The sequence below is a fragment of the Pseudomonas sp. C9-3 genome, from assembly GCF_032392015.1.
Taxonomy (GTDB): domain Bacteria; phylum Pseudomonadota; class Gammaproteobacteria; order Pseudomonadales; family Pseudomonadaceae; genus Pseudomonas; species Pseudomonas nitroreducens.
Genome location: NZ_CP135919.1, coordinates 6,179,726 through 6,199,076, shown reverse-complemented (window position 1 = coordinate 6,199,076; position 19,351 = coordinate 6,179,726). Strand labels below are relative to the sequence as shown.

Sequence of the window (19,351 nt, the reverse complement as noted above, 5' to 3'; positions counted from 1 at the left end):
CACAGCCTGGCCTGCAGCCTTTGGGCACAGCCCTTGCTCAACACCTTGCACGAGCAGCACGACGCTGCCCCTGCAACGTAAAGGAGCAAGGCCATGAGCACCGAATTCTTCTGGCGACTGCCGCTGGGCAGCGACGGTCCCTATCTCGCCTCGGACAAGAACAACCGTGGCAGCCACATCGAGCGCCCAGGCAACATCGCCCCGGGCCGCCTGCCCAACGGCGAGCCGGACGGTTTCACCTACATCGACTACATCGCCCAGGTGGCCAAGGCCGCCGAGATCGCCGGCTTCGAAGGCGCGCTGCTGCCCACCGGGCCGGAGCCGTGGATCGCCGCCGCCGCGCTGGCCCGCGAGACCCGCCGGATCAAGTTCCTGATCGCCTTCCAGGCCGCCTGGACCCTGCCGGCCTACGCCGCGCAGCAGGCGGCGATCCTCCAGCACCTGTCCCGCGACCGCCTGGAGTGGAACATCATCACCGGCGGCAACCCCGCCAGCCAGCGCGCCAACGGCGACTTCCTCGAACACGACAAGCGCTACCAGCGCACCGGCGAGTTCCTCGACATCATCGACGGCCTGTGGAAGAACGAGCAGTTCTCCTACCAGGGCGATATCTACCAGCTGGAGAACGGCTCGTTGCCCATCGCGCTGCGCAACGTGCGCAAGCCGGGCGTGTACTTCTCCGGCTTCTCCGACCCGGCACTGGAGGTCGCGGCGAAACACGCCGACGTCTACCTGAACTGGGCCGAGCCCATCGACAAGCTCAAGCCGCACCTGGAACGTGTGCGCGAGCTGGCCGGCAAGCAGGGCCGCGAGATTCGCTTCGGCATCCGCATCGACCTGTTCGCCCGCGAGACCGAAGAGGCCGCCTGGAGCGAGCTGCGCCGCCAGTACGAGCGCATCGACGCGCGCACCAGCGCCTTCATCAAGAACTTCGCCACCGGCTCGGATTCCGTCGGCGCGGCACGGCAGACCGCCTACCACCAGAACGTCGAGCGCTTCGACGACCTGATCCTCGGCCCCAACCTCTGGGCCGGCTTCGGCAAGGCCAAGCCGGGGCCGACCATCGGCCTGGTGGGCAGCCACGAGAACGTCGCCGAGCGTCTCGCCGAATACCGCGACGCCGGTTTCTCCACCTTCATCCTCGCCGGCAATCCGCACCTGGAAGAAGCCCTGCGCATCGGCCAGGAAGTGCTGCCGCTGGTGCAGGGCAAACGCGCCGACGTCCACGAACTCAAGGCCCGCGCCTGACCCACAAGGAGCTGCACATGTCCCGTCCCCTCGATACCCTCTGGTACACCCGTTGCCCGGTTCCCACCGGCCTTGGCATCGCCGTGCAGAAAGGCTGGCTGGAAGAGTCCCTCGCCGAGCAGGGCACGAAGATCCAGTCGCTGCGCGAGTCCGCCGACCAGGCGGTGCGCGAGTCGCACTTCGACCACACGCTGCAGAACTCGGTACGCCACGGCGGCAACATCCCGGCCATCTGGGCCCGCGCCAGCGGCCGCGAGACCCGTGTGATCGGCCTGTCCTGGGCCGATGAAGCGCAACTGATCCTGACTACCGCCGAGAGCGGTATCCGCAGCGTGCGCGACCTCAAGGGCCGGCGCTTCGGCCTGCCGGACTGGAGCGGCGCGCAGATCGACTTCACCCGCGCCCAGGCCATCCGCGGCCTGGAAAACGCCCTGCGCCTGGAAGGCCCGGAAGTGCGCGACCTGGAGCTGGTGGACTTCGGCCTGAAGGGCACCTTCAGCGATGAAGCGCCGGGCAACATCGTCGGCATCACCGGCCACGGCGGCAGCCGCCGACGCAGCCAGAACCCGGAATTGGTCGGCCTGCTGCGCGGCGAAGTGGACGCGATCTTCCTCAAGGGCGCCCACGCCGTGCAGCTGGCGCAGCAGTTCGGCCTGCACACGGTGATCGACACCGGCGCGCACCCGGAGCCGCTGATCCGCGCCAACAACGGCACGCCGCGCACCCTGAGCGTCGACCTCAACCTGCTGGAGCAGCACCCCGACGCCGCCACCGCGATCCTCGCCTCGGTACTGCGCGCCGAGGACTGGGCACACCAGCACCCGGACGACACCCGCCGCTACCTGGCGCGTGAAACCAACAGCAGCGAGTTCTGGGTCGCCACCGCCTACGGCGAGGACGCCCACCTGCGCCTGCGCACCAACCTGGACGAAGGCTCGATTCTCGCCCTGCAGGACTTCACCGACTTCCTGCACCGCTGGAACTTCGTCCCGGCGCGCTTCGACGTGCGCGAGTGGATCGACCCGCGCCCGCTGGAAACCCTGCGCAGCCGCCTCGCGCAAAAGGCCGGCTGACCAACGTCACGAGGGCGATTCCCTCTGTTTCCCGACCTGAGCCCCCGCGCGCCGGCGCGGGGGCTTTCATCCCCCGACGGACACCCATGAGCACACCGCTGGAAACCCTCTGGTACACCCACAGCCCCGTCCCAACGGGCCTCGGCATCGCCGTCGAATCCGGGCGCCTGGCGCAGGCCTTCCGCCCCTTCGGCACGCGCATCCAGTCGCTGCGCGAGTCCTCCGAACGCGAGGTGCGCGAGGCGCACTTCGACCATCACCTGCCCTATTCCGTGCGCCACGGCGGCAACATCCCGTCCATCTGGGCTCGCGCCAGCGGCGCGCGCACGCGGGTGATCGGGCTGTCGTGGAGCGACGAGGTGCAACTGATCGTCAGCGCGCCGGACAGCGGCGTGCGCAGCATTCGCGACCTGCGCCACCGGCGCTTCGGCCTGCCGAAGTGGGCCAACGTGCAGATCGACTTCACCCGCGCCCAATCGCTGCGCGGGCTGGAAAACGCCCTGCGCCTGGAAGGCCTGGAAGTGCGCGACGTCGAGCTGGTGGACTACCCCTACGGCGGTACCTTCAGCGACGACCCGGTACGCCATGTGTTCGGCGCCCAGGTAGCGCTCAAGGGCAACCGCGTGGTGCAGCGCAACAACGAGCTGATCGGCCTGCTGCGCGGCGACATCGACGCAATCTTCCTCAAGGGCGCCCATGGCCTGCAACTGGCCCACGAATTCGGCCTGCACGTAGTGATGGATGTCGGCTCGCACCCCGAGCCGCTGGTGCGCGCGAACATCGGTACGCCACGCACCCTGACCGTCGACCAGCAGTTGCTGGACGAGCATTTCGACGCCGCCGTGCTGGTGCTCGACAGCGTGCTGCGCGCCGAGCAATGGGCCTGGGCCCACCCCGAAGAGACCCGGCGCTTCCTCGCCCGCGAACTGAACACCAGCGAATTCTGGGTGGCCAGTGCCTATGGCGACGACGCCCACCTGCGCCTGCAGACCAACCTGGCCGAACGTTCGATCAACGCGCTGCGTGATCTCACGGCGTTCCTCCAGCGCTGGCAATTCATCGCCCGCGACTTCTCGGTGGAAGACTGGATCGACCCGCGCCCACTGGGAGCGCTGCTGGGGAAAGTAGATGTCGCCATCTGACGCGCCGCGCGAAAGGCCCGGCGCCTTCCTGCTCAACTTCATGCTGCTGGCGGCCTTCAGTGGCGCCACCATCGGCATGGCGAAGATCGTCACCACGCTCTACGCCATCAGCATCGGCGCCACTGCCATGCAGATCGGCATCATCTCGGCGATGGAAGCTCTCGGCATGGTGATCCTCACCCTGCCCGCCGGCTTCGTCATCGCCCGCTTCGGCGCGCGCCGGGTGTACTTCCTCGCCAGCCTCGGGCCGATGCTGCTGAACCTGGCCATTCCGCTGTTCGGCGGCTGGCTGTGGCTGGCTTTCGCGCGACTGCTGATCGGCCTGTGCATCCCGTTCCGCATCGTCGCCATGAACAGTGCCTTCCTGCGCCAGCTCAAGCGCATCGGCAACGACAAGGCCGGCTGGTACCGCGGCTCGCTGACCCTCGGCATGGGCCTGCTCGGCCCGCTGCTGGGCAACTGGCTGAGCGGCGCGGCGAGCTTCACCTGGGGCTTCGCCGCCATCGGCCTGTGCTTCGGCCTGATGGCCTTCTACAGCCTCGGATTCTGGGAGGGCGAAGCACCCAGCGAGGATGTACCCGTCGCGGCCGCCACCGGCGGACTGCTGCAACAGGTCGGCAACATGCTGGCCAACGTCGAGATCGCCGAGAGCTGCCTGATCGAACTGCTCAGCGCCGCCACCAGTGCGCTGTTCGGCACCTTCATCCTGCTGCTGGCGATGGAGGTCGCCGGTCTCTCGCAAGGCCAGGCCGTGAGCCTGGTGATGATCCAGGGCCTGGCCTCGGTGCTCGGCCTGTTCGGCTTCGGCTACCTGATCGAGCGCAGCGGCCGGCGCCTTGCCTACATCGGCAGCCTCAGTGCGGCACTGCTCGCCCTGCTGCTGCTCGGCAGCGCGCACAACTACTGGCTGCTGGCCCTGGGCGGCGTGCTGCTCAGCGCAGCGGCGGCGCTCATCCACCTGGTGAACATGGCCCAACTCGGCGAGCACGCCATGGACAAGAGCAAGATTTCCGGCCTGTTCAACCTCGCCTCGATGTCCGGCAGCTTTTCCGGCGCGCTGCTGGGCGGGGCGATCAGCCACTTCGTCGGGCTGGGCAACCTGTTCCTCTGCTGGATTCCCCTGGTGCTGCTGGCTGCGCTGTTCTGCTGGCAACGCAAGCTGCGCCGGCAAACCACCGAGCCGCTGCTCGGCCAGGAGGGCTGAATGGCCACGCGTACCCTGGATCGCCTGAGCTGGTTTGTCTCCCCCCTGCTCCTGCTGCTGGCCTGGTTCATCGCCGCGCGCGCCGGCTGGTTCCCGCCGCAACTGCTGGTGCCGCCGGCGGAAGTCTGGGCCAGCTTCAAGGACCTGCTGGCCAGCGGCGAGCTGCGCGAGCACGTGGTCAACAGCCTGTCGCGCCTGGCCATCGGCTTCAGCATCGGCGCGCTGGGCGGCCTGGTCTTCGGCACCGCCATGGCGCTGTCGAAGACCGTTGAAGCCTACTGCGCACCGTTGTTCCACACGCTGCGCCAGGTGCCGTCGATCGCGCTGATCCCGATGTTCATCCTGTTCTTCGGCGTGGAAGAAACCTTCAAGATTCTGATCGTCACCAAGGCCGCCTTCTTCCCCGTGGCGCTGGCCGCCAGCGAGGGGGTGAAGGGCATCCCGCGCGGCTACTTCGAGGTCGCCAGCGTGTACCGACTGCCGCTGTGGAGCCTGCTGCGCGACGTCGCCTTCCCGGCCGCCGCGCCGCCCATCGTCACCGGCCTGCGCATCAGCCTGAGCCGTGCCTGGATGGTGCTGGTGGCCGCCGAGCTGCTCGCCGCCGACAGCGGCCTGGGGCAGATGATCGAGCTGAGCCGGCAGATGCTGCGCATCGACATCGTGATGGTCGGGGTGATCGTCACCGGCGCCATCGGCTTCGTCCTCGACTTCGCCTTCCGCCTGCTGGAGAAGCGCCTGCTGCGCTGGAGACCGACGCCATGACCCGACTTCTCAAGAGCCTGCGCGGGCTTGTGCTGCCGGCGCTGCTGATCGCCGCCTGGCACTGGCAGTCGCAACAGGGCGCCAGCGCTGCTTACGCCTTCGTGCCGCTGGAGCGCATCGGCGGCGGTTTTGTCGAGCTGATCCGCACCGGCGAGCTGTGGCTGAGTGTCGCCGCCAGCCTGCAACGCACCTGCCTCGGCCTGTTGATCGGCGTGCTCGCCGGCTTCGCGCTGGGCGCCGGCATGGCCTTGTCGCGCCCCGTGGAGCGGCTGTTCGCACCGCTGTACCACACAATCCGCCAGGTGCCGATCCTCGGCCTGATCCCGCTGATCGCCCTGTGGTTCGGCAGCGGCGAGCCGTCCAAGGTGCTGATCGTCAGCCTCGCCGCCTTCTACCCGATGACGCTGAACGCCTTCGAGGGCTTCCGCGACGTGGAAAAGCGCTACCGCGAAGTCGGCCGCCTGTATGCCTTCGGCCCCTGGCAGCAGTTCCGCGAAGTGCTGCTGCCCGGCGCGCTGCCCAGCCTGAGCAACGGCGTGCTGCACGCGCTGGCCTTCGCCTGGGTCAGCTCGGTGGGTTGCGAGCTGTTCCTCTCCACCGGCATGGGCCTGGGGAACCTGATGATGAACGCCGAGACCGGCTCGCGCATGGAGATCGTGGTGATCGGCGTGCTCAGCATCGGCCTGCTCGGCTACGCCATGAACCAGCTGTTCGCCCGCCTCAGCCGCCACCTGCTGCGCTGGCGCAACCTGCGCTGACCCCTATTGCCATGAGTGCCTCGATCATGAACGCGATCCTCGACCCCGCCATCCTTCCCGCCCAGCAGGCGCAATCGGGCGCGCTGGCCATCCAGGGCCTGAGCAAGGCCTATTCCATCGATGGCCGCAGCCTGCCGGTGCTGGAGAACATCTCCCTCGACGTACGCCCCGGCGAATTCGTCAGCATCGTCGGCGCCAGCGGCTGCGGAAAATCCTCGCTGCTGCGGCTGATCGTCGGCCTCGAAAACGATTACAGCGGGCGCATCCTGCTCGACGGGCAGACCGTGACCGGCACCAGCCTGGAACGCGGCATCGTGTTCCAGGACCACCGCCTGTTCCCCTGGAAGACCGTGGAAGACAACGTCGCCCTGGCGCTGAAGAACCAGAAGCTCAGCCGCGCCGAAAAGCGCGAGCGGGTCGCCGAGCACCTGGAGCTGGTCGGCCTGACCGGCTTCGAGCAGGCCTATCCGCACCAGCTGTCCGGCGGCATGGCGCAGCGCGCGGCCATCGCCCGCGCGCTGATCACCCAACCCAAGGTACTGCTGCTCGACGAACCCTTCGGCGCCCTCGACGCCCTCACCCGCGTGCGCCTGCAACACGAACTGCAACGCATCTGGGTGCAGCAGCGCAGCACCATGATCATGGTCACTCATGATGTGGAGGAAGCGCTGTACCTGGGCGACCGGGTGGTAGTGATGGACGCGCGGCCGGGGCGGATTCGCCATGAGGTGCGGGTCGACCTGCCGCATCCGCGCGAGCGCGGGGAGCCGGTGCTGGCGAAGTTGAAGGAAGAGTTGCTGGCCGAACTGATGCACGGCTGATGATCGAGTAGGGCGCATAACCCGGAACGGGTTATCCGCCATCGGCGGATAACGCCTGGGGCGTTATTCGCCCTACGCAATCACCGAGCATCAGGAGATGCGTCAACGTAGGATGGCGTGGAGCGCAGCGATACCCATCGATTAGCCCCACCGATGGCGATGGGTATCGCAAGCTCCACCCATCCTACGTCCGTGTTTCGCCGGCGACCTCCGAGCTGGCAGCGGAAAGCGCCGCCGGGAAATCGGGGTGATACCCCGCCCCGATCTCCTCCAGCACCCCGGCCTTGCGCAGCTTGCCCAGCACCCGCGCATTGGCCTCGCACAGCCGCACTTCGATGCCACGGCGCTGCAGTTGCTCGATCACTTCCTGCAGGGTCTGCAGGCCGGTGATGTCCATGAACGGCACGTGGCGCAGGCGGATGATCAGCACCTTCGGGTCGGTATGGGTCTTGGCCAGCGCGCGCTCGAAGGTCTCCGCCGCGCCGAAGAACAGCGGCCCCTCGATGCTGTACACCAGCACCCCCGGCGGCAGGTCGCCAAGGCCACGGCCGCGCAGCTCCACGTCCAGCTCGGGGCCGTCGTCGGCGTGTACTTCCACCGAGGACGCCATGCGCCGCAGGAAGTGCAGCATGGCGAGAATCACACCGATGTTCACCGCGATCACCAGGTCGCTGAACACCGTGAGCAGGAAGGTCACCAGCAGGATCGCCACGTCCGCACGCGGGGCGCGCTTGAGCATGAACAGGAAGTGCCGCGCCTCGCTCATGTTCCAGGCCACCACGAAGAGGATCGCCGCCAGCGCGCAGAGCGGGATGTTCGAGGCCAGCGGCGCGAGGAACAGCAGGATCAGCACCAGCGTGGCCGCATGTGTGATCCCGGCCAGCGGGCTGTTGCCGCCGTTGCGGATGTTGGTCGCGGTGCGCGCGATGGCGCCGGTGGCAGCGATGCCGCCGAACAGCGGGGTAACCAGGTTGGCAATGCCCTGGCCGATCAGCTCCTGGTTGGAGTCGTGACGGGTGCCGGCCATGCCGTCGGCAACCACCGCCGAGAGCAGCGATTCGATGGCACCGAGCATGGCGATGGCGAAAGCCGGGCCGATCAGTTCGAGCACGCGCGGCAGCGTCACTTCCGGCAGGCTGAAGCTGGGCAGGCCCTGGGGAATGCCGCCGAAGGCGCTGCCGATGGTGGCCACGCCGTCGAAATGGAACAGTGACTGGATCGCCGTCACCACCACCATCGCCACCAGCGGGCCGGGGACTCGGCGCAACGCAGCGATGCGCGGGGTGAACAGCACCAGAGCCAGGCTCAGCAGCGCCAGCAGGGTCGTCGCGAGGTGCAGTTGCGGCAGGGCCTGGATCAGGTGCCAGAGCTTCTGGTGGAAGTGTTCGCCGGTCACGGCGGGAAGGCCGAAGAAATCCTTCCATTGGCCGACCCAGATGATCACCCCGATACCGGCGGTGAAGCCGACGATCACCGGTGCAGGGATGAAGCGGATGATGCTGCCCAGGCGACTGACGCCCAGCAGCACGAGGATCGCACCGGCCATCAGCGTGGCGATCTGCAGGCCGTCGACGCCGTACTTGGCGGTGACCCCGGCGAGAATGACGATGAAGGCGCCGGTCGGCCCGGCGATCTGCACCCGGCTGCCGCCCAGCAGCGAAACCAGGGCGCCGGCGAAGATCGCCGTATAGATGCCCTGCTCCGGCTTCACGCCGCTGGCAATCGCGAACGCCATCGCCAGCGGCAGCGCGACCACCCCGACGATGACGCCGGCCACCAGGTTGCGCGTCCAGTGTTCGCGGCCAAAGAGTCCGGCCTTCCAGGCTTCTCGCAAGGCGATCATCACAGTCTCCGACGGGATATCGATGCTGGATGCTAACAGGCCGGAGCGGAAAACGGCCTGGCGCAGGTCATGACTGTGGCGTGCTGTCGCAGGCGAAACAGAGTGAACAAAATATTGCACAACCCTGACGGCACGCTGCTTCCAGCAGGCTTTTGAAATGCCGAAATATGGGCGTTTCGCCCCGGAATAGAGGCCGTCGATTTGCCAGGTGACCTGAAATTTGGCACAATATGTTCATTATGTTGAACATAAAAGCTCTACCTCTCCCCACTTCCCGCCTGGTGTCGCGCGAGCGCCACTGGACCGGCGACCTCTAGCTCCTCCCTTCGGCTGCTACCTGTTGGTGGTGCCAAGTGCGGCGAACACTCATAGGTGATTGCCGCCCGAGTCGGCGCCACGAAACCCGAACCGAAACCGTGCAAGGATGCTCTTAGCGAGACTGCGCGCGGCTGCCCGTGGGAGGGCTCCACCATGCGTTCCTGGATCTATCTGTTTGCCGCCATCGGCTTTGAAGTCGTTGGCACCACCTCGATGAAATTCACCCATGCGCTGTACCCGATCGCGGGTCTGCTGCTGATGTACGTAATGATCGGCCTGTCGTACTACTTCCTGTCGCTGGCCATCAAGCATGTGCCGGTCGGCGTGGCCTACGCCCTGTGGGAAGGCATCGGCATCGTACTGATCACCCTGGTCAGCGCCTTCTTCCTCGGCGAGCACCTGAGCCTGGACAAGGCCCTGGGCCTGGCCGTGATGATCGCCGGTATCCTGCTGGTGAAATCCGGCACCCGCACCACCCCGCGTGAGAAGAACCTGGAGGTGGTGACATGCTGAACCATGACCTGATTCCGATGGCCTGGCTGGGCCTGGCCATCGTCCTGGAAGTGATCGCCAACCTGCTGCTGAAGTACTCCGACGGCTTCCGCAAACGCGCCATCGGCGTGGCCTCGATCCTCTGCGTGCTGGGCGCATTCACCGCGCTGTCGCAGGCGGTACGCGGCATCGAACTGTCGGTTGCCTACGCCATCTGGGGCGGCTTCGGCATCCTCGCCACCGTTGCCATGGGCTGGGCCCTGTTCGGCCAGCGCCTGGTATGGCGCGGCTGGGTCGGCCTGGCGATGCTGGTGCTGGGCATGGGCCTGCTGAAGCTGGCGTGACTGCTGGCGCTCGGGACTAAAAAGGCGGAGCTGGGCTCCGCCTTTTTTGTTGTCTTGAAGAGGGTGCCGTGCGGTTCGCGAGCAAGCTCGCTCCTACAGAAATCCTGACGGAGTGGATGCCCCTTGTTGGATCGAGGGGGACGCCTAGTTCTTGCTCGCGAACAGCCCTTGCGCCGGCGTATCAGGATCGTAGGGCGCATAACCTGGAACAGGTTATCCGCCGGCATGTTCGCGGCGGATAACGCTGGCGCGTTATCCGCCCTACGAAAGACCCACGCGAATCACGCCAGCAGGCTGACTACCGCAAAGCGGCTGAGATTCGCCTGCGCCACCACTGTCTGCGCCGCTGCGCTGTAATGCGTCGCGCTGCGGCCCATTCGGTCGAGCATCGAGGCGGCGAAGGCGTGTGCCCACTGGCGCTCGTCCTCGCTGGCGTGGCGGTCGAGGAAGTCGCGGATGTCGTCCTGGCGGTGGCGCAACTGATCGCGCAGGCCGCCGATACGATCCAGCGCCGAGACCACCGAATCGAGCAACTGGCGCTGCTCGCGGAAAGCATCGGTCCTGGTCTCCGTGGGGAATGCCAGTAGCCCTTCTTCCTGGCTTTTCAGCCGGGTGTTCTTGCCCTTGGCAAACAGCTTGCCCTCGCCCTGCACCGCCAACTGGCCCTTGAGCTGTTGCCAGTCGGCCTCGGGTGCGGAGAATTTCAGCGCGCCGTCGCTATCGAGTTCGGCGCGGATGCCGGCCTGGCCCAGTGTCGCGTTGAAGCGGCGCAGCACCTGTTCGGTACTCATGCCGTCGTCCAGGACCACCGCCGCCGGTTCGGCGAGTTGGCGGCCAGCACTGAACAGCAGGGTTTCCTTGCCGGAACGCTGGATCGCGTCCACCGATTCCAGCCCCTCCAGGCTGAAACGGCTGCGCACCGGCTCGTTGAGGCGCAGGCGGAAGTTGGCGTCGAGGCTGCCGTCCGAGCGCTGGGCGCGCTGTTCCAGCAGCTCGTTGACCTGCCGGGTAGCCTGGCGCACGCCCTCACGGTCCTGGGATTGCGGCGCGCTGAGTTCGCGGCTGAGGTTGAGCTTGAGGCCGCCGAGGCGGTCCTGCAGGTCGCCCAGGTAGCTGTCGGCGGACTGCATGGACGACAACTGCTGGTTGAGCTGCAGGTTGAAGCTGCCGCTCTTCTGCGCACCGCGCGCCATCTGCGCGGCGTTCTCACCCTTGTCCTCGCCCTTGCGCAGGGCACTCTGCCGCTCGCCGGCGGCCGGCAGGATGACGTCACGGCGGGCGCTAGGGTCGAAGACGGCGGCGGCCGGCAGTTGTTTGATGACCTTCATGGTGACCTCTGCACCGATGTGCCTCCGCCCGACGCAAGGGCCGGGCGGAGGCGGAATAAAAAGTAGGGGCGATCCGCCGATTGGCGTCCAGACCTACGTGCGGAGCCCCTACGAAGAAACTTACAGGCGACTGAACAGCGACAGGTCGTTGAGCTTCAGGTAGGTCTTCTGCGTGGCCTGCAGCGCGAGCTGGTAGGTGTTCAGGTCGATGCTGGCGCCGGCGTAGTCCAGCTGCGACAGCTCGCCGTTGATCTTCTGGTTCACCAGCGAGACTTCCTCGTTGCTCGAATTGAGCATGGTCAGGGTGTTCTGTCGGCCGCCCAGCTCGGTGATGGCACCGAGCACGCCATCGTGGGCGCTGTCGAGGCTGTCGATGGTCGCGGTGATCTGCGCGTGCACCGCCGGGTCGGTGACATCCAGCGCCGGGTCCTTGAGCATCTTCACCGTGGCGTGCAGCTGGTTGAGGAAGTCCATGTTGCTACCGAACACCCCCAGCGCGGTGACGTTCTCTTCCACCTGTACGCCGTTGGCCACGGCGGCCTGGCGCGACTTGTCGTTGCCGGTGGCGACGTAGCTGTCGGTCAGCGGTTCGTAGGTCGCGGCGGCGGTGTCGCTGAGCGTGCCGGAGAACAGGTAGCGGCCCTCTTCGTCGCGCACGTTGACGAAGCTGACGATGGTCTTCTCGATATTCTCCAGCTCGCCGGCCATGGCGTTGAGGTCGCCGCCGGTGTTGGAGCCGTTGGCCGCCCAGAGCAGCAGGTCGCGCACGTTGAGCATCGCATCGGAGGTGGCCTGCAGGTTGGTTTCCTGGGTCGACAGGTTGCCCGAGACGTTGCCGATGTTGGTGCGGTACTGCGCCAGGCTCGCTTCCTCGCGCTGTATGCGCAGCATGCGCACGCTGGCGATGGGGTCGTCGGACGGCTGGAGGATGCGCTGGCCGCTGGACATCTGCTGCATCAGCTTGCCCAGGGCCGCCGAGTTGCTGTTCATCGAGCCGCCCATCAGCGCGGTGATCTGTGCGTTGGTAATGCGCATTCTGCTTTCCTTCGCAATGGCCTTTAAAAGGCCGCGAGCATCGAGTCGAACAGCTCCTTGGCGGTGCTGATGACTTTCATGTTGGCCTGGTAGGCCTGCTGGTAGGTGATCAGGTTGACCGCCTCTTCATCCAGGCTGACCGCGCTGACGCTATCGCGGCTGGCTTGCGCCTGGGCCGCCACAGTGGTGGCGGTCTTCTGGTCGGCCTGGTTCTGCCGGCTGGCGCTGGCGACCTTGCCGAGCAGCCCGGCGAAGGCATCGTTGAGCGTCACCTGGCTGCCGGAGAGGGTGATGTTCTGGCCCTTGAGGTCGAGCAGCTTGAGCAGGTTGACGTTGTTGCCGGACTCGCCAGCGGTGTCGGACAGCGCCAGCTGCTCGGGCTTGAGATCGTTGAGCGAGAGCATCGCCGTGGTGCTGCCGGCGTTGTAGGTCAGCAGCGCCTGGCCGGCGTTGCCATCGAGGTCGAAGCCGCCCGCCAGGGTGTCGTTGACCATCTGCGCGAACTGGCCGGCCATCTCGTGCAGGGCAGTCTGGTTCGGGCGCAGCGAATCGTACTCGGTGTCGTACAAGGCGCCGAGTGAGCCGCCCATGCCGTCCTGGGCCAGCGGGAAACTGGTGCCGGCGAAGGTCAGGGCGATTTCCTGCTCGCCGCTGGCGGTGCGGCTGATCGCCAGCTGGCCGGCGGAGTTGCCGGCCACCAGCGGCTGGCCATTGGCGAGCGACACGGTGAGCGAGCCGTCGGCCACTTCGTTGACGCGAATAGAGGCGTATTTGGACAGATCCGCCACCAGGCTCTCGCGGTGGTCGCGCAGCGCGGTGGTGTCGCCGCCGGAGGAGCCGACCTCGACGATCTGCTTGTTCAGCGCCGCCAGGTTGGCGGTCAGCCCGTTGATCTCCCCGACCATGGCGCCACGCTGTTCCTGCAGGGCGCGCAGCTGGCTGTCGATGTTGCCGGACAGGCCGTTGAAGCGCTGGGCGAGGTTCTTGGTCTCGTTGATGATCTGCTGGCGCAGGGCAACCGAACCGGGCGTGGCGGTAGCCTCGCTGAGCGCGGCGAAGAAGTTGTCGAGGCCGACGCTGATGCTCGAACCCTCGCCGCCCATCAGCCCTTCCAGCGCGGACAGGTACTGCTGGCCGCTGTCGTAGTAGCTCTGCTCGGTGGTGGCGCGCCACAGCTGCTGGTTCTGGAAGTCGTTGGCCATGCGGCGGATGCTGGTCACCACCACGCCGCCGCCGACGTTCAGGCCGCCTTCACCGGCCAGCGAGGCAAGGATCGGGCTCAGCCGGCTGAAGCCGGGGGTGTTGGCATTGGCCACGTTCTGCCCGGAGGTGGCCAGGGCAATCTGCGCCGCACGCAGGCCGCTGTAGCCGATCTGGCTCAACATACTCAAGACGCACTCTCCTTCGACTCGATGCGGATCGGCTGGGCGAACGCTGCCGAGGCCGGTCGGGAAACAAATTCAGGCTGTTGCCCCTGATAGGCGACGGAATCGGCGTGGCGCTTAAATCCTTCCTGCGGCGCGTGCTTCAGGCCGCTCTCCGGCGACAGGCCGCTGCCGGGGATCCGCGCCGGCGCTTGGGCCTCACGCACACGGCGGAGTACGCCGAGGGTGTAGTCGCGGGTTTCGTCGTAGGGAATGCTGCGCACCCAGTCGGCCATGCCGATCTGCCCGCTGCGCGGGTCGCCATTGTTCTTCAGCCACTCGTCCACCTTGCCGGGGCCGGCGTTGTAGGCGGCCAGGGCGAGCACATGCTGGCCGTCGTAGCGGTCGAGCATCTTGCCCAGGTAGGCGCTACCCAGCGCCTTGTTGTAGGCGGGGTCGCTGGTCAGGCGCTGTTCGTCGTAGGGCAGGCCGAGTTCGCCGGCGACTTCGCGGGCGGTATCGGGCATCAGCTGCATCAGGCCGCGCGCGCCCTTGGGCGAGACGGCGGCAGCGTCGCCGCCGGACTCCTGGCCGATCACGCTGTCCACCAGCGTGCGGAAACCGGCGCTGCCCTGCTGCCAGGCGTGGGCGAGGCGGTCCACCCCGCGCTGCCAGGTATCCACCAGCGGGTTGCGGCTGGACACCGAAGGCCGGCGCAGCGCCTCGCCGCCATCGGCAAGCGCGACGGGCTCGGCGCTATCGGTCGGCTCGGCGGAAAGCTGGCGCACCAGCAGGTCGGCGATGCCGGTCTGCTTGCGCGAGGCCAGGTGCTCGGCCAGCGCTTCGTCGTAGAAGTCGCGCATCGTATCGAGGTCGCGGCTGCGCAGCGGGCTGCCGGCGGAGAGCACGTCGCCGGCCTTGCGCATCTGCTTGAGGATCTGTTGCAGGAACATCGCCTCGAACTGCTCGGAGGCCGCCTGCAACTGCTCGCGGCGGATCGCCTCGGGCGACTCGCCGGGTTGGCCGGTCGGCACGATGGGACGGTTGAGCGAGGTGATGCTCATCAGATCACCACCAGCTCGGCGTTCAGCGCGCCGGCCTGCTCCAGCGCCTGGAGGATGCTCATCACGTCGTCCGGGGTCGCGCCCAGGCTGTTCACCGTATTGATGATGCTTTCCAGGCTGGTACCTTCAGGCCACTTGAACATCGGCTTCTTGTCCTGGCTGACCGACACGTCCGACTGCGGCGTAACCGCCGTGGTGCCGTTGGAGAAGGGCCCCGGCTGGCTGACCTGGGGGTTCTCGCTGATGGTCACGGTAAGCGTGCCGTGGGCCACGGCGGCGGCCTTCACGCGCACGCCCTGGCCGACCACCACGGTGCCGGTGCGGCTGTTGAAGACGACCTTGGGCCGGGTGCGGCCTTCCTGCACCTCCATGCCTTCGAGCATGGCCATGAAGCTGGTGCGCTGGGCGCTGCTGACCGGCGCACGCACCGACACCCTGGTGCCGTCCAGCGCAGTGGCAGTGCCGGAGCCGAAGCGCTCGTTCACCGCGTTCATCACCTGGGTGGCGGTCTGGAAACTGGGCTTGCGCACGTTGAGCATCACGTCCGGGCGCTGGGTGAAGTCGCTGGGAATCATCCGCTCGATGGTCGCGCCGTTGGGGATCAGGCCGCTGTTGGCGCTGTTGATCGATACGCTGGAGCCGCTCTGCCCCTGCGCATGCAGGCCGCCGACCACGAGATTGCCCTGGGCCAGCGCATAGACTTCGCCATCGACACCCTGCAGCGGCGTCATCAGCAGCAGGCCGCCGCGCAGGCTCTTGGCGTCGCCCAGCGAAGACACGGTGACGTCGATGGTCTGCCCGGCGCTGTAGGACGGTGGCACGCTGGCGGTGACGCTCACGGCGGCGACGTTCTTCAGTTTCGGGTCGACGTTCGGCGGCAGGTTCACGCCGAACTGCTTGAGCATGTTGGCGACCGACTGGTTGGTGAACTTCACCTGGTTCTTGTCGCCGGTGCCGTCCAGGCCAACCACCAGGCCGTAGCCGATCAGCTGGTTCTCGCGCACGCCCTCGATGTCGACCAGGTCGAGCAGCGGGATCGCCAGCGCCTCGGCCTGCCAGAACAGGCAGAGCAGCGCCATCAGGCGGGAAAGATTTCTACGCATGGAGTGCTCGCCTGCTTACATCGGGAACAGCGGATGGGTGAAGAAGCGCGTCAGCCAGCCGGCCGAGTTGCTGTCGTTGAGCACGCCGCGGCCGGCGTAGGAAATCTTGGCATTGGCGACGTTCTGCGAGGACACCTGGTTGGCACGGTTGATATCGTCCAGGCGCACCAGGCCGGTGAGGCGGATGAACTCGTCGCCCTGGTTCAGGCGCAACGACTTCTCACCCTTCACCAGCAGCACGCCGCCGGGCAGCACCTTGTGCACGGTCACCGCAATGGAGCCGGTGAGGGTGTTCTGCTGCGAGCTTTTCGCCGAGCCGTTGAAATCGCGGTTGGCCGTGGCGGAGGTTTCCAGGCCGCCGTACTCCTTGGTCAGGATGGTCGGCACCGGCACGTCCAGGCTGGATTTCTTGCCGAAGCTGGTGCCCGCGCTCTTGCTCGACTGGGTGGACTCGCTGAGTACCACGGTGACGATGTCGCCGACGCCGATGGCGCGCTTGTCGCGCAGCAGCGAGCCGCCGTAGCCGGAGCGGAACAGCCCGCCGCTGGTGGTGGGCGGCAGGCTGTAGTCCAGCTCCGGCGGCTGGTAGAGCGAGGAATCCTCGTCCGGCAGCATCTCGTTGAAGCTCTGGCAGCCGGCGAGCAGCGCCAGGGCGAGCAGCAGGGCAAGGCGCGTCATGGTCAGACCGTCTGGTTGAGGAACTGCTGCATGCCCGACGCGGCGTCGAGCACCTTGGCGTTGGCCTCGTAGGCGCGCTGGATGGCGATCATGTTCACCATCGCTTCCACCACCTGCACGTTGGAGCCTTCCAGTACGCCCTGCTTGAGCGTGCCCAGGCCTTCCTCGCCCGGCGTGCCTTCCTGCGGCTCGCCGCTGGCGGCGGTTTCCTTGTAGAGGTTGCCACCGAGGGCTTCCAGACCGGCCGGGTTGGTAAAGCTGACGAGGGTGATCTGGCCCAGTTCGGTGGGCAGCGTCTCGCCGGGAAGGATGGCGGTGACGATGCCGTCGCTGCCGACGGTGAAGCGGCTGGCGCCGGCCGGCACTTCGATATTCGGCGTCAGCGGCAGGCCCTGGGCGTTGACCACCATGCCTTCGTTGTTCAGCTGCAGCTGGCCGTTCTCGGTGTAGTAGGTGTCGCCGTTGGGCGCCTCGACCTGGAAGAAGCCGCTGCCGACGATGGCCAGGTCCATCGGTTGCCCGGTGGTCTGCATGCTGCCTTCGGTGAACACCTTCTGCGTGCCGACGACGCGCACGCCGCTGCCCAGCTGGATGCCGGACGGCACGGTGTTGACCTGGTCAGCCTGGGCGCCGGGTTGCAGCTGCACCTGGTAGAACAGGTCCTCGAACACCGCGCGGTCGCTCTTGAAGCCGACGGTGTTGACGTTGGCCAGGTTGTTGGCCACGGTGGACATCGCGGTGTCCTGTGCCGCCAGGCCGGTCTTGCTGACCCAAAGTGCCGAACTCATGTTGTGCTCCTGTCTGCGCGCCGCGCGTTAGCCGCCACGGATCATGCGGTCGCCGGCCTCGGCGAGATCCGAGGCGGCCTTCATCATCTTCACCTGGGTCTCGAAGCGCCGGTTCAGGCTCATGGTGCCCACCAGCTGGTCGATGGCCGAGACGTTGCTCTGCTCCAGGTGCCCAGAGACCAGGCGCACGTCGTCGCTGGCAGCGACGTTCTGGCCGTCCTTGCTGACCAGCAGGCCCTGGGCGTTCTTCACCAGCGACGCGGCCGGTGCGTCCACCAATTTGAGGCGGTCGACGTCGGTCATCATGAAATCGCCGCGCGGCATCACCGAGATGGTGCCGTCGCTACCAATGGCGATGGCGTCGTACTCCGGCAGGGTGATCGGGCCGCCTTCGCCGAGCACGGCGCGGCCGTTGATCATCAGCTGGCGGTCGGCGTCGATCTCCAGGTTGCCCTGGCGCGTGTACGCCTCGCCGTTGCCGCTCTGCACGGCGAGCAGGCCCTGGCCCTGGATGGCGACGTCGAGGTCACGCCCGGTGGCCATCAGGGTCCCGGCGCTCATGTCGACGCCGCTGCTCTCGATGCGCGCCAGGTGGCGGCTGTCGTAGCCGGCGCCGCTCACGTCCACGGCGGTGGCGTGCTCCAGGTCGGCACGGAAGCCGGGGGTGTTGACGTTGGCCAGGTTGTTGGCGCGGATGTCCAGCGCAGACATGCTGCGGCTGGCCGCCGTCATCGCGGTGTAGCCGAGACGATCCATGGGATTTCCTTAAATGGCCGAGAACAGCACTTGGGTGAGTTCCTTGTCGGTGGTCATCACCTTGGTGTTCGCCTGGTAGTTGCGCTGGCCTTCCATCAGGCCCACCAGTTGCTGGGTGATGTCGACGTTGGAGCCTTCCAGGTTGCCGGCCGAGAGCGAGCCGAACTGGCCGATGCCGGGCACGCCGATCAGCGGGGCGCCGGAGGCGGAGGTCTCGGTCCAGGCGGTGCCGCTCTGGTTCTGCAGGCCGCCGCTGTTGACGAAGTTGGCCAACGCGACCTGGCCCTGCAGCATGCGCTGGCCGTTGCTGTAGTTGACGTAGACCTTGCCATCGTTCTCCACCGCGATGCCGGTCTGCTCGCCCGCGGCATAGCCGGTGGTGCGGTTGGTGGTGACGACGAAGTCCGAGCCGTACTGGCTGGTGCCGGTGTAGTCGAGGGCGATGTTCATCGGGTTGACGCCCGGCAGGTTGAAGCTCACCGGCACCGCGGCAATCGGCGTGGACAGCGAGCCGTCCGGGGCGAAGGTCAGCGACTGGGTGGCGCCGACGGCATTGCCATCCACTGCGTAGTGCGCGTCCCAGGTGTTGCTGCCGGTCAGCACGAAGTACTGGGTCAGGGTGTGTTCCTTGCCCTGCGAGTCGTAGATCTTGCTGGTGTAGGTGGAGTTGTAGGTCGCCACGTTCTGCGGGTCGAACGGCGCGACGGTCGGCACCTTCTCGTTGGAGTCGAGGTTGGCGACGAATTCCAGCTTGTCGGTGGCCTTGGCCGGCAGGTTGGCGGTCTTCACCTGCAGGTCGGAGACGGTACCCACCAGCAGGTTGCCGGCCGCGTCGGTCGGGTAGCCCTGCAGGCGCTGGCCGGTGGCGTTAATCAGGTAGTTGGCGTTGTCCTGGCTGAACACCCCGGCGCGGGTGTACTGGGTGTCGCCGTTGCCGCTCTTGACGACGAAGAAGCCACCGCCGGAGATGGCCAGGTCGAGGTTGCGGTTGGTCGACACCAGCGAGCCGCCCTGGCTGATGCTCTGGGTGGTGCCGGTGACTTCCACGCCCATGCCCTTGCTGTCGGCGTAGACGCTGCCGAACTCGGTGCGCGAGGACTTGAAGCCGACGGTGCCGGAGTTGGCGATGTTGTTGCTGATGGTGTCCAGTTGCTGGGTCACCGCGTTCAGGCCGGTCAGGGCGATGTTGAAGCTCATGGCGTTAGCTCATCCTAAGTGGGGGGAACAGGC

19 protein-coding genes are annotated in these 19,351 nt (G+C 66.9%); 9 read left to right on the top strand and 10 right to left on the bottom strand.

Annotated features, from left to right (window positions below):
* Nucleotides 1-93: 93 nt before the first annotated feature.
* From RS899_RS28440 to RS899_RS28410, 7 genes are all read left to right on the top strand, one after another.
* Complete coding sequence (locus RS899_RS28440) at nucleotides 94-1,248, top strand: LLM class flavin-dependent oxidoreductase (RefSeq protein ID WP_315808610.1); 1,155 nt, start codon at nucleotides 94-96, stop codon at nucleotides 1,246-1,248.
* A 17-nt stretch (nucleotides 1,249-1,265) separates the two neighbouring features.
* A complete protein-coding gene (locus RS899_RS28435) occupies nucleotides 1,266-2,321 on the top strand; it encodes an ABC transporter substrate-binding protein (RefSeq protein ID WP_315808609.1) in 1,056 nt (351 codons plus the stop codon).
* An 86-nt stretch (nucleotides 2,322-2,407) separates the two neighbouring features.
* A complete protein-coding gene (locus RS899_RS28430; protein WP_054909531.1) occupies nucleotides 2,408-3,463 on the top strand; it encodes an ABC transporter substrate-binding protein in 1,056 nt (351 codons plus the stop codon).
* Nucleotides 3,450-4,667, top strand: a complete 1,218-nt coding sequence (locus RS899_RS28425; protein ID WP_315808608.1) for an MFS transporter — start codon at nucleotides 3,450-3,452, stop codon at nucleotides 4,665-4,667. Before RS899_RS28430 ends, RS899_RS28425 begins: the two co-directional genes overlap by 14 nt.
* Nucleotides 4,668-5,429: an ABC transporter permease gene (locus tag RS899_RS28420; RefSeq protein ID WP_233296993.1), complete on the top strand. Its 762-nt coding sequence runs from the start codon at nucleotides 4,668-4,670 to the stop codon at nucleotides 5,427-5,429. It abuts the gene before it with no gap.
* Nucleotides 5,426-6,187 carry an ABC transporter permease gene (locus tag RS899_RS28415; protein WP_054909528.1) on the top strand — a complete coding sequence of 254 codons (762 nt, stop codon included), beginning with the start codon at nucleotides 5,426-5,428 and terminating at the stop codon, nucleotides 6,185-6,187. The genes RS899_RS28420 and RS899_RS28415 overlap by 4 nt, the downstream gene beginning before the upstream one ends.
* Nucleotides 6,188-6,213: 26 nt before the next feature.
* Nucleotides 6,214-7,008, top strand: a complete 795-nt coding sequence (locus RS899_RS28410) for an ABC transporter ATP-binding protein (RefSeq protein ID WP_315808607.1) — start codon at nucleotides 6,214-6,216, stop codon at nucleotides 7,006-7,008.
* A gap of 184 nt (nucleotides 7,009-7,192) precedes the next feature.
* On the opposite strand, the gene RS899_RS28405 is transcribed toward RS899_RS28410, so the two are convergent.
* Nucleotides 7,193-8,851: a SulP family inorganic anion transporter gene (locus RS899_RS28405; RefSeq protein WP_175405596.1), complete on the bottom strand. Its 1,659-nt coding sequence runs from the start codon at nucleotides 8,849-8,851 to the stop codon at nucleotides 7,193-7,195.
* Between the two features lie 471 nt (nucleotides 8,852-9,322).
* Between RS899_RS28405 and RS899_RS28400 the strand changes: the two genes are divergently transcribed.
* Together RS899_RS28400 and mdtI are read left to right on the top strand one after the other, a co-directional pair.
* Complete coding sequence (locus tag RS899_RS28400) at nucleotides 9,323-9,682, top strand: multidrug efflux SMR transporter (protein WP_315808606.1); 360 nt, start codon at nucleotides 9,323-9,325, stop codon at nucleotides 9,680-9,682.
* Nucleotides 9,676-10,005, top strand: coding sequence for a multidrug/spermidine efflux SMR transporter subunit MdtI (gene mdtI, locus RS899_RS28395; RefSeq protein WP_045213270.1), 330 nt, complete (start codon nucleotides 9,676-9,678; stop codon nucleotides 10,003-10,005). Before RS899_RS28400 ends, mdtI begins: the two co-directional genes overlap by 7 nt.
* A gap of 281 nt (nucleotides 10,006-10,286) precedes the next feature.
* Here the strand turns inward: mdtI and RS899_RS28390 are convergent, their stop codons facing one another.
* From RS899_RS28390 to flgE, 9 genes are all read right to left on the bottom strand, one after another.
* On the bottom strand, nucleotides 10,287-11,333 hold the full coding sequence (locus tag RS899_RS28390) for a hypothetical protein (protein ID WP_315808605.1): 1,047 nt from the start codon (nucleotides 11,331-11,333) through the stop codon (nucleotides 10,287-10,289).
* 120 nt (nucleotides 11,334-11,453) lie between these two features.
* Complete coding sequence (flgL, locus tag RS899_RS28385; protein WP_024766309.1) at nucleotides 11,454-12,368, bottom strand: flagellar hook-associated protein FlgL; 915 nt, start codon at nucleotides 12,366-12,368, stop codon at nucleotides 11,454-11,456.
* A gap of 23 nt (nucleotides 12,369-12,391) precedes the next feature.
* Entirely contained in the window at nucleotides 12,392-13,759 is a 1,368-nt protein-coding gene (gene flgK, locus RS899_RS28380) for a flagellar hook-associated protein FlgK (protein WP_054909522.1), read from the bottom strand.
* On the bottom strand, nucleotides 13,756-14,796 hold the full coding sequence (locus RS899_RS28375; RefSeq protein ID WP_233296991.1) for a lytic transglycosylase domain-containing protein: 1,041 nt from the start codon (nucleotides 14,794-14,796) through the stop codon (nucleotides 13,756-13,758). Before RS899_RS28375 ends, flgK begins: the two co-directional genes overlap by 4 nt.
* Nucleotides 14,796-15,875, bottom strand: coding sequence for a flagellar basal body P-ring protein FlgI (locus RS899_RS28370; protein ID WP_139093104.1), 1,080 nt, complete (start codon nucleotides 15,873-15,875; stop codon nucleotides 14,796-14,798). The genes RS899_RS28375 and RS899_RS28370 overlap by 1 nt, the downstream gene beginning before the upstream one ends.
* 39 nt (nucleotides 15,876-15,914) lie before the next feature.
* Nucleotides 15,915-16,577 (bottom strand): flagellar basal body L-ring protein FlgH, encoded by a 663-nt coding sequence (flgH, locus tag RS899_RS28365; RefSeq protein WP_037016153.1) that lies wholly within the window; start codon nucleotides 16,575-16,577, stop codon nucleotides 15,915-15,917.
* A gap of 2 nt (nucleotides 16,578-16,579) precedes the next feature.
* Complete coding sequence (gene flgG / locus RS899_RS28360) at nucleotides 16,580-17,365, bottom strand: flagellar basal-body rod protein FlgG (protein ID WP_024766305.1); 786 nt, start codon at nucleotides 17,363-17,365, stop codon at nucleotides 16,580-16,582.
* A 27-nt stretch (nucleotides 17,366-17,392) separates the two neighbouring features.
* Complete coding sequence (locus tag RS899_RS28355) at nucleotides 17,393-18,121, bottom strand: flagellar basal body rod protein FlgF (protein WP_024766304.1); 729 nt, start codon at nucleotides 18,119-18,121, stop codon at nucleotides 17,393-17,395.
* A 9-nt stretch (nucleotides 18,122-18,130) separates the two neighbouring features.
* On the bottom strand, nucleotides 18,131-19,318 hold the full coding sequence (flgE, locus tag RS899_RS28350) for a flagellar hook protein FlgE (protein ID WP_315808604.1): 1,188 nt from the start codon (nucleotides 19,316-19,318) through the stop codon (nucleotides 18,131-18,133).
* Nucleotides 19,319-19,351: the final 33 nt, after the last annotated feature.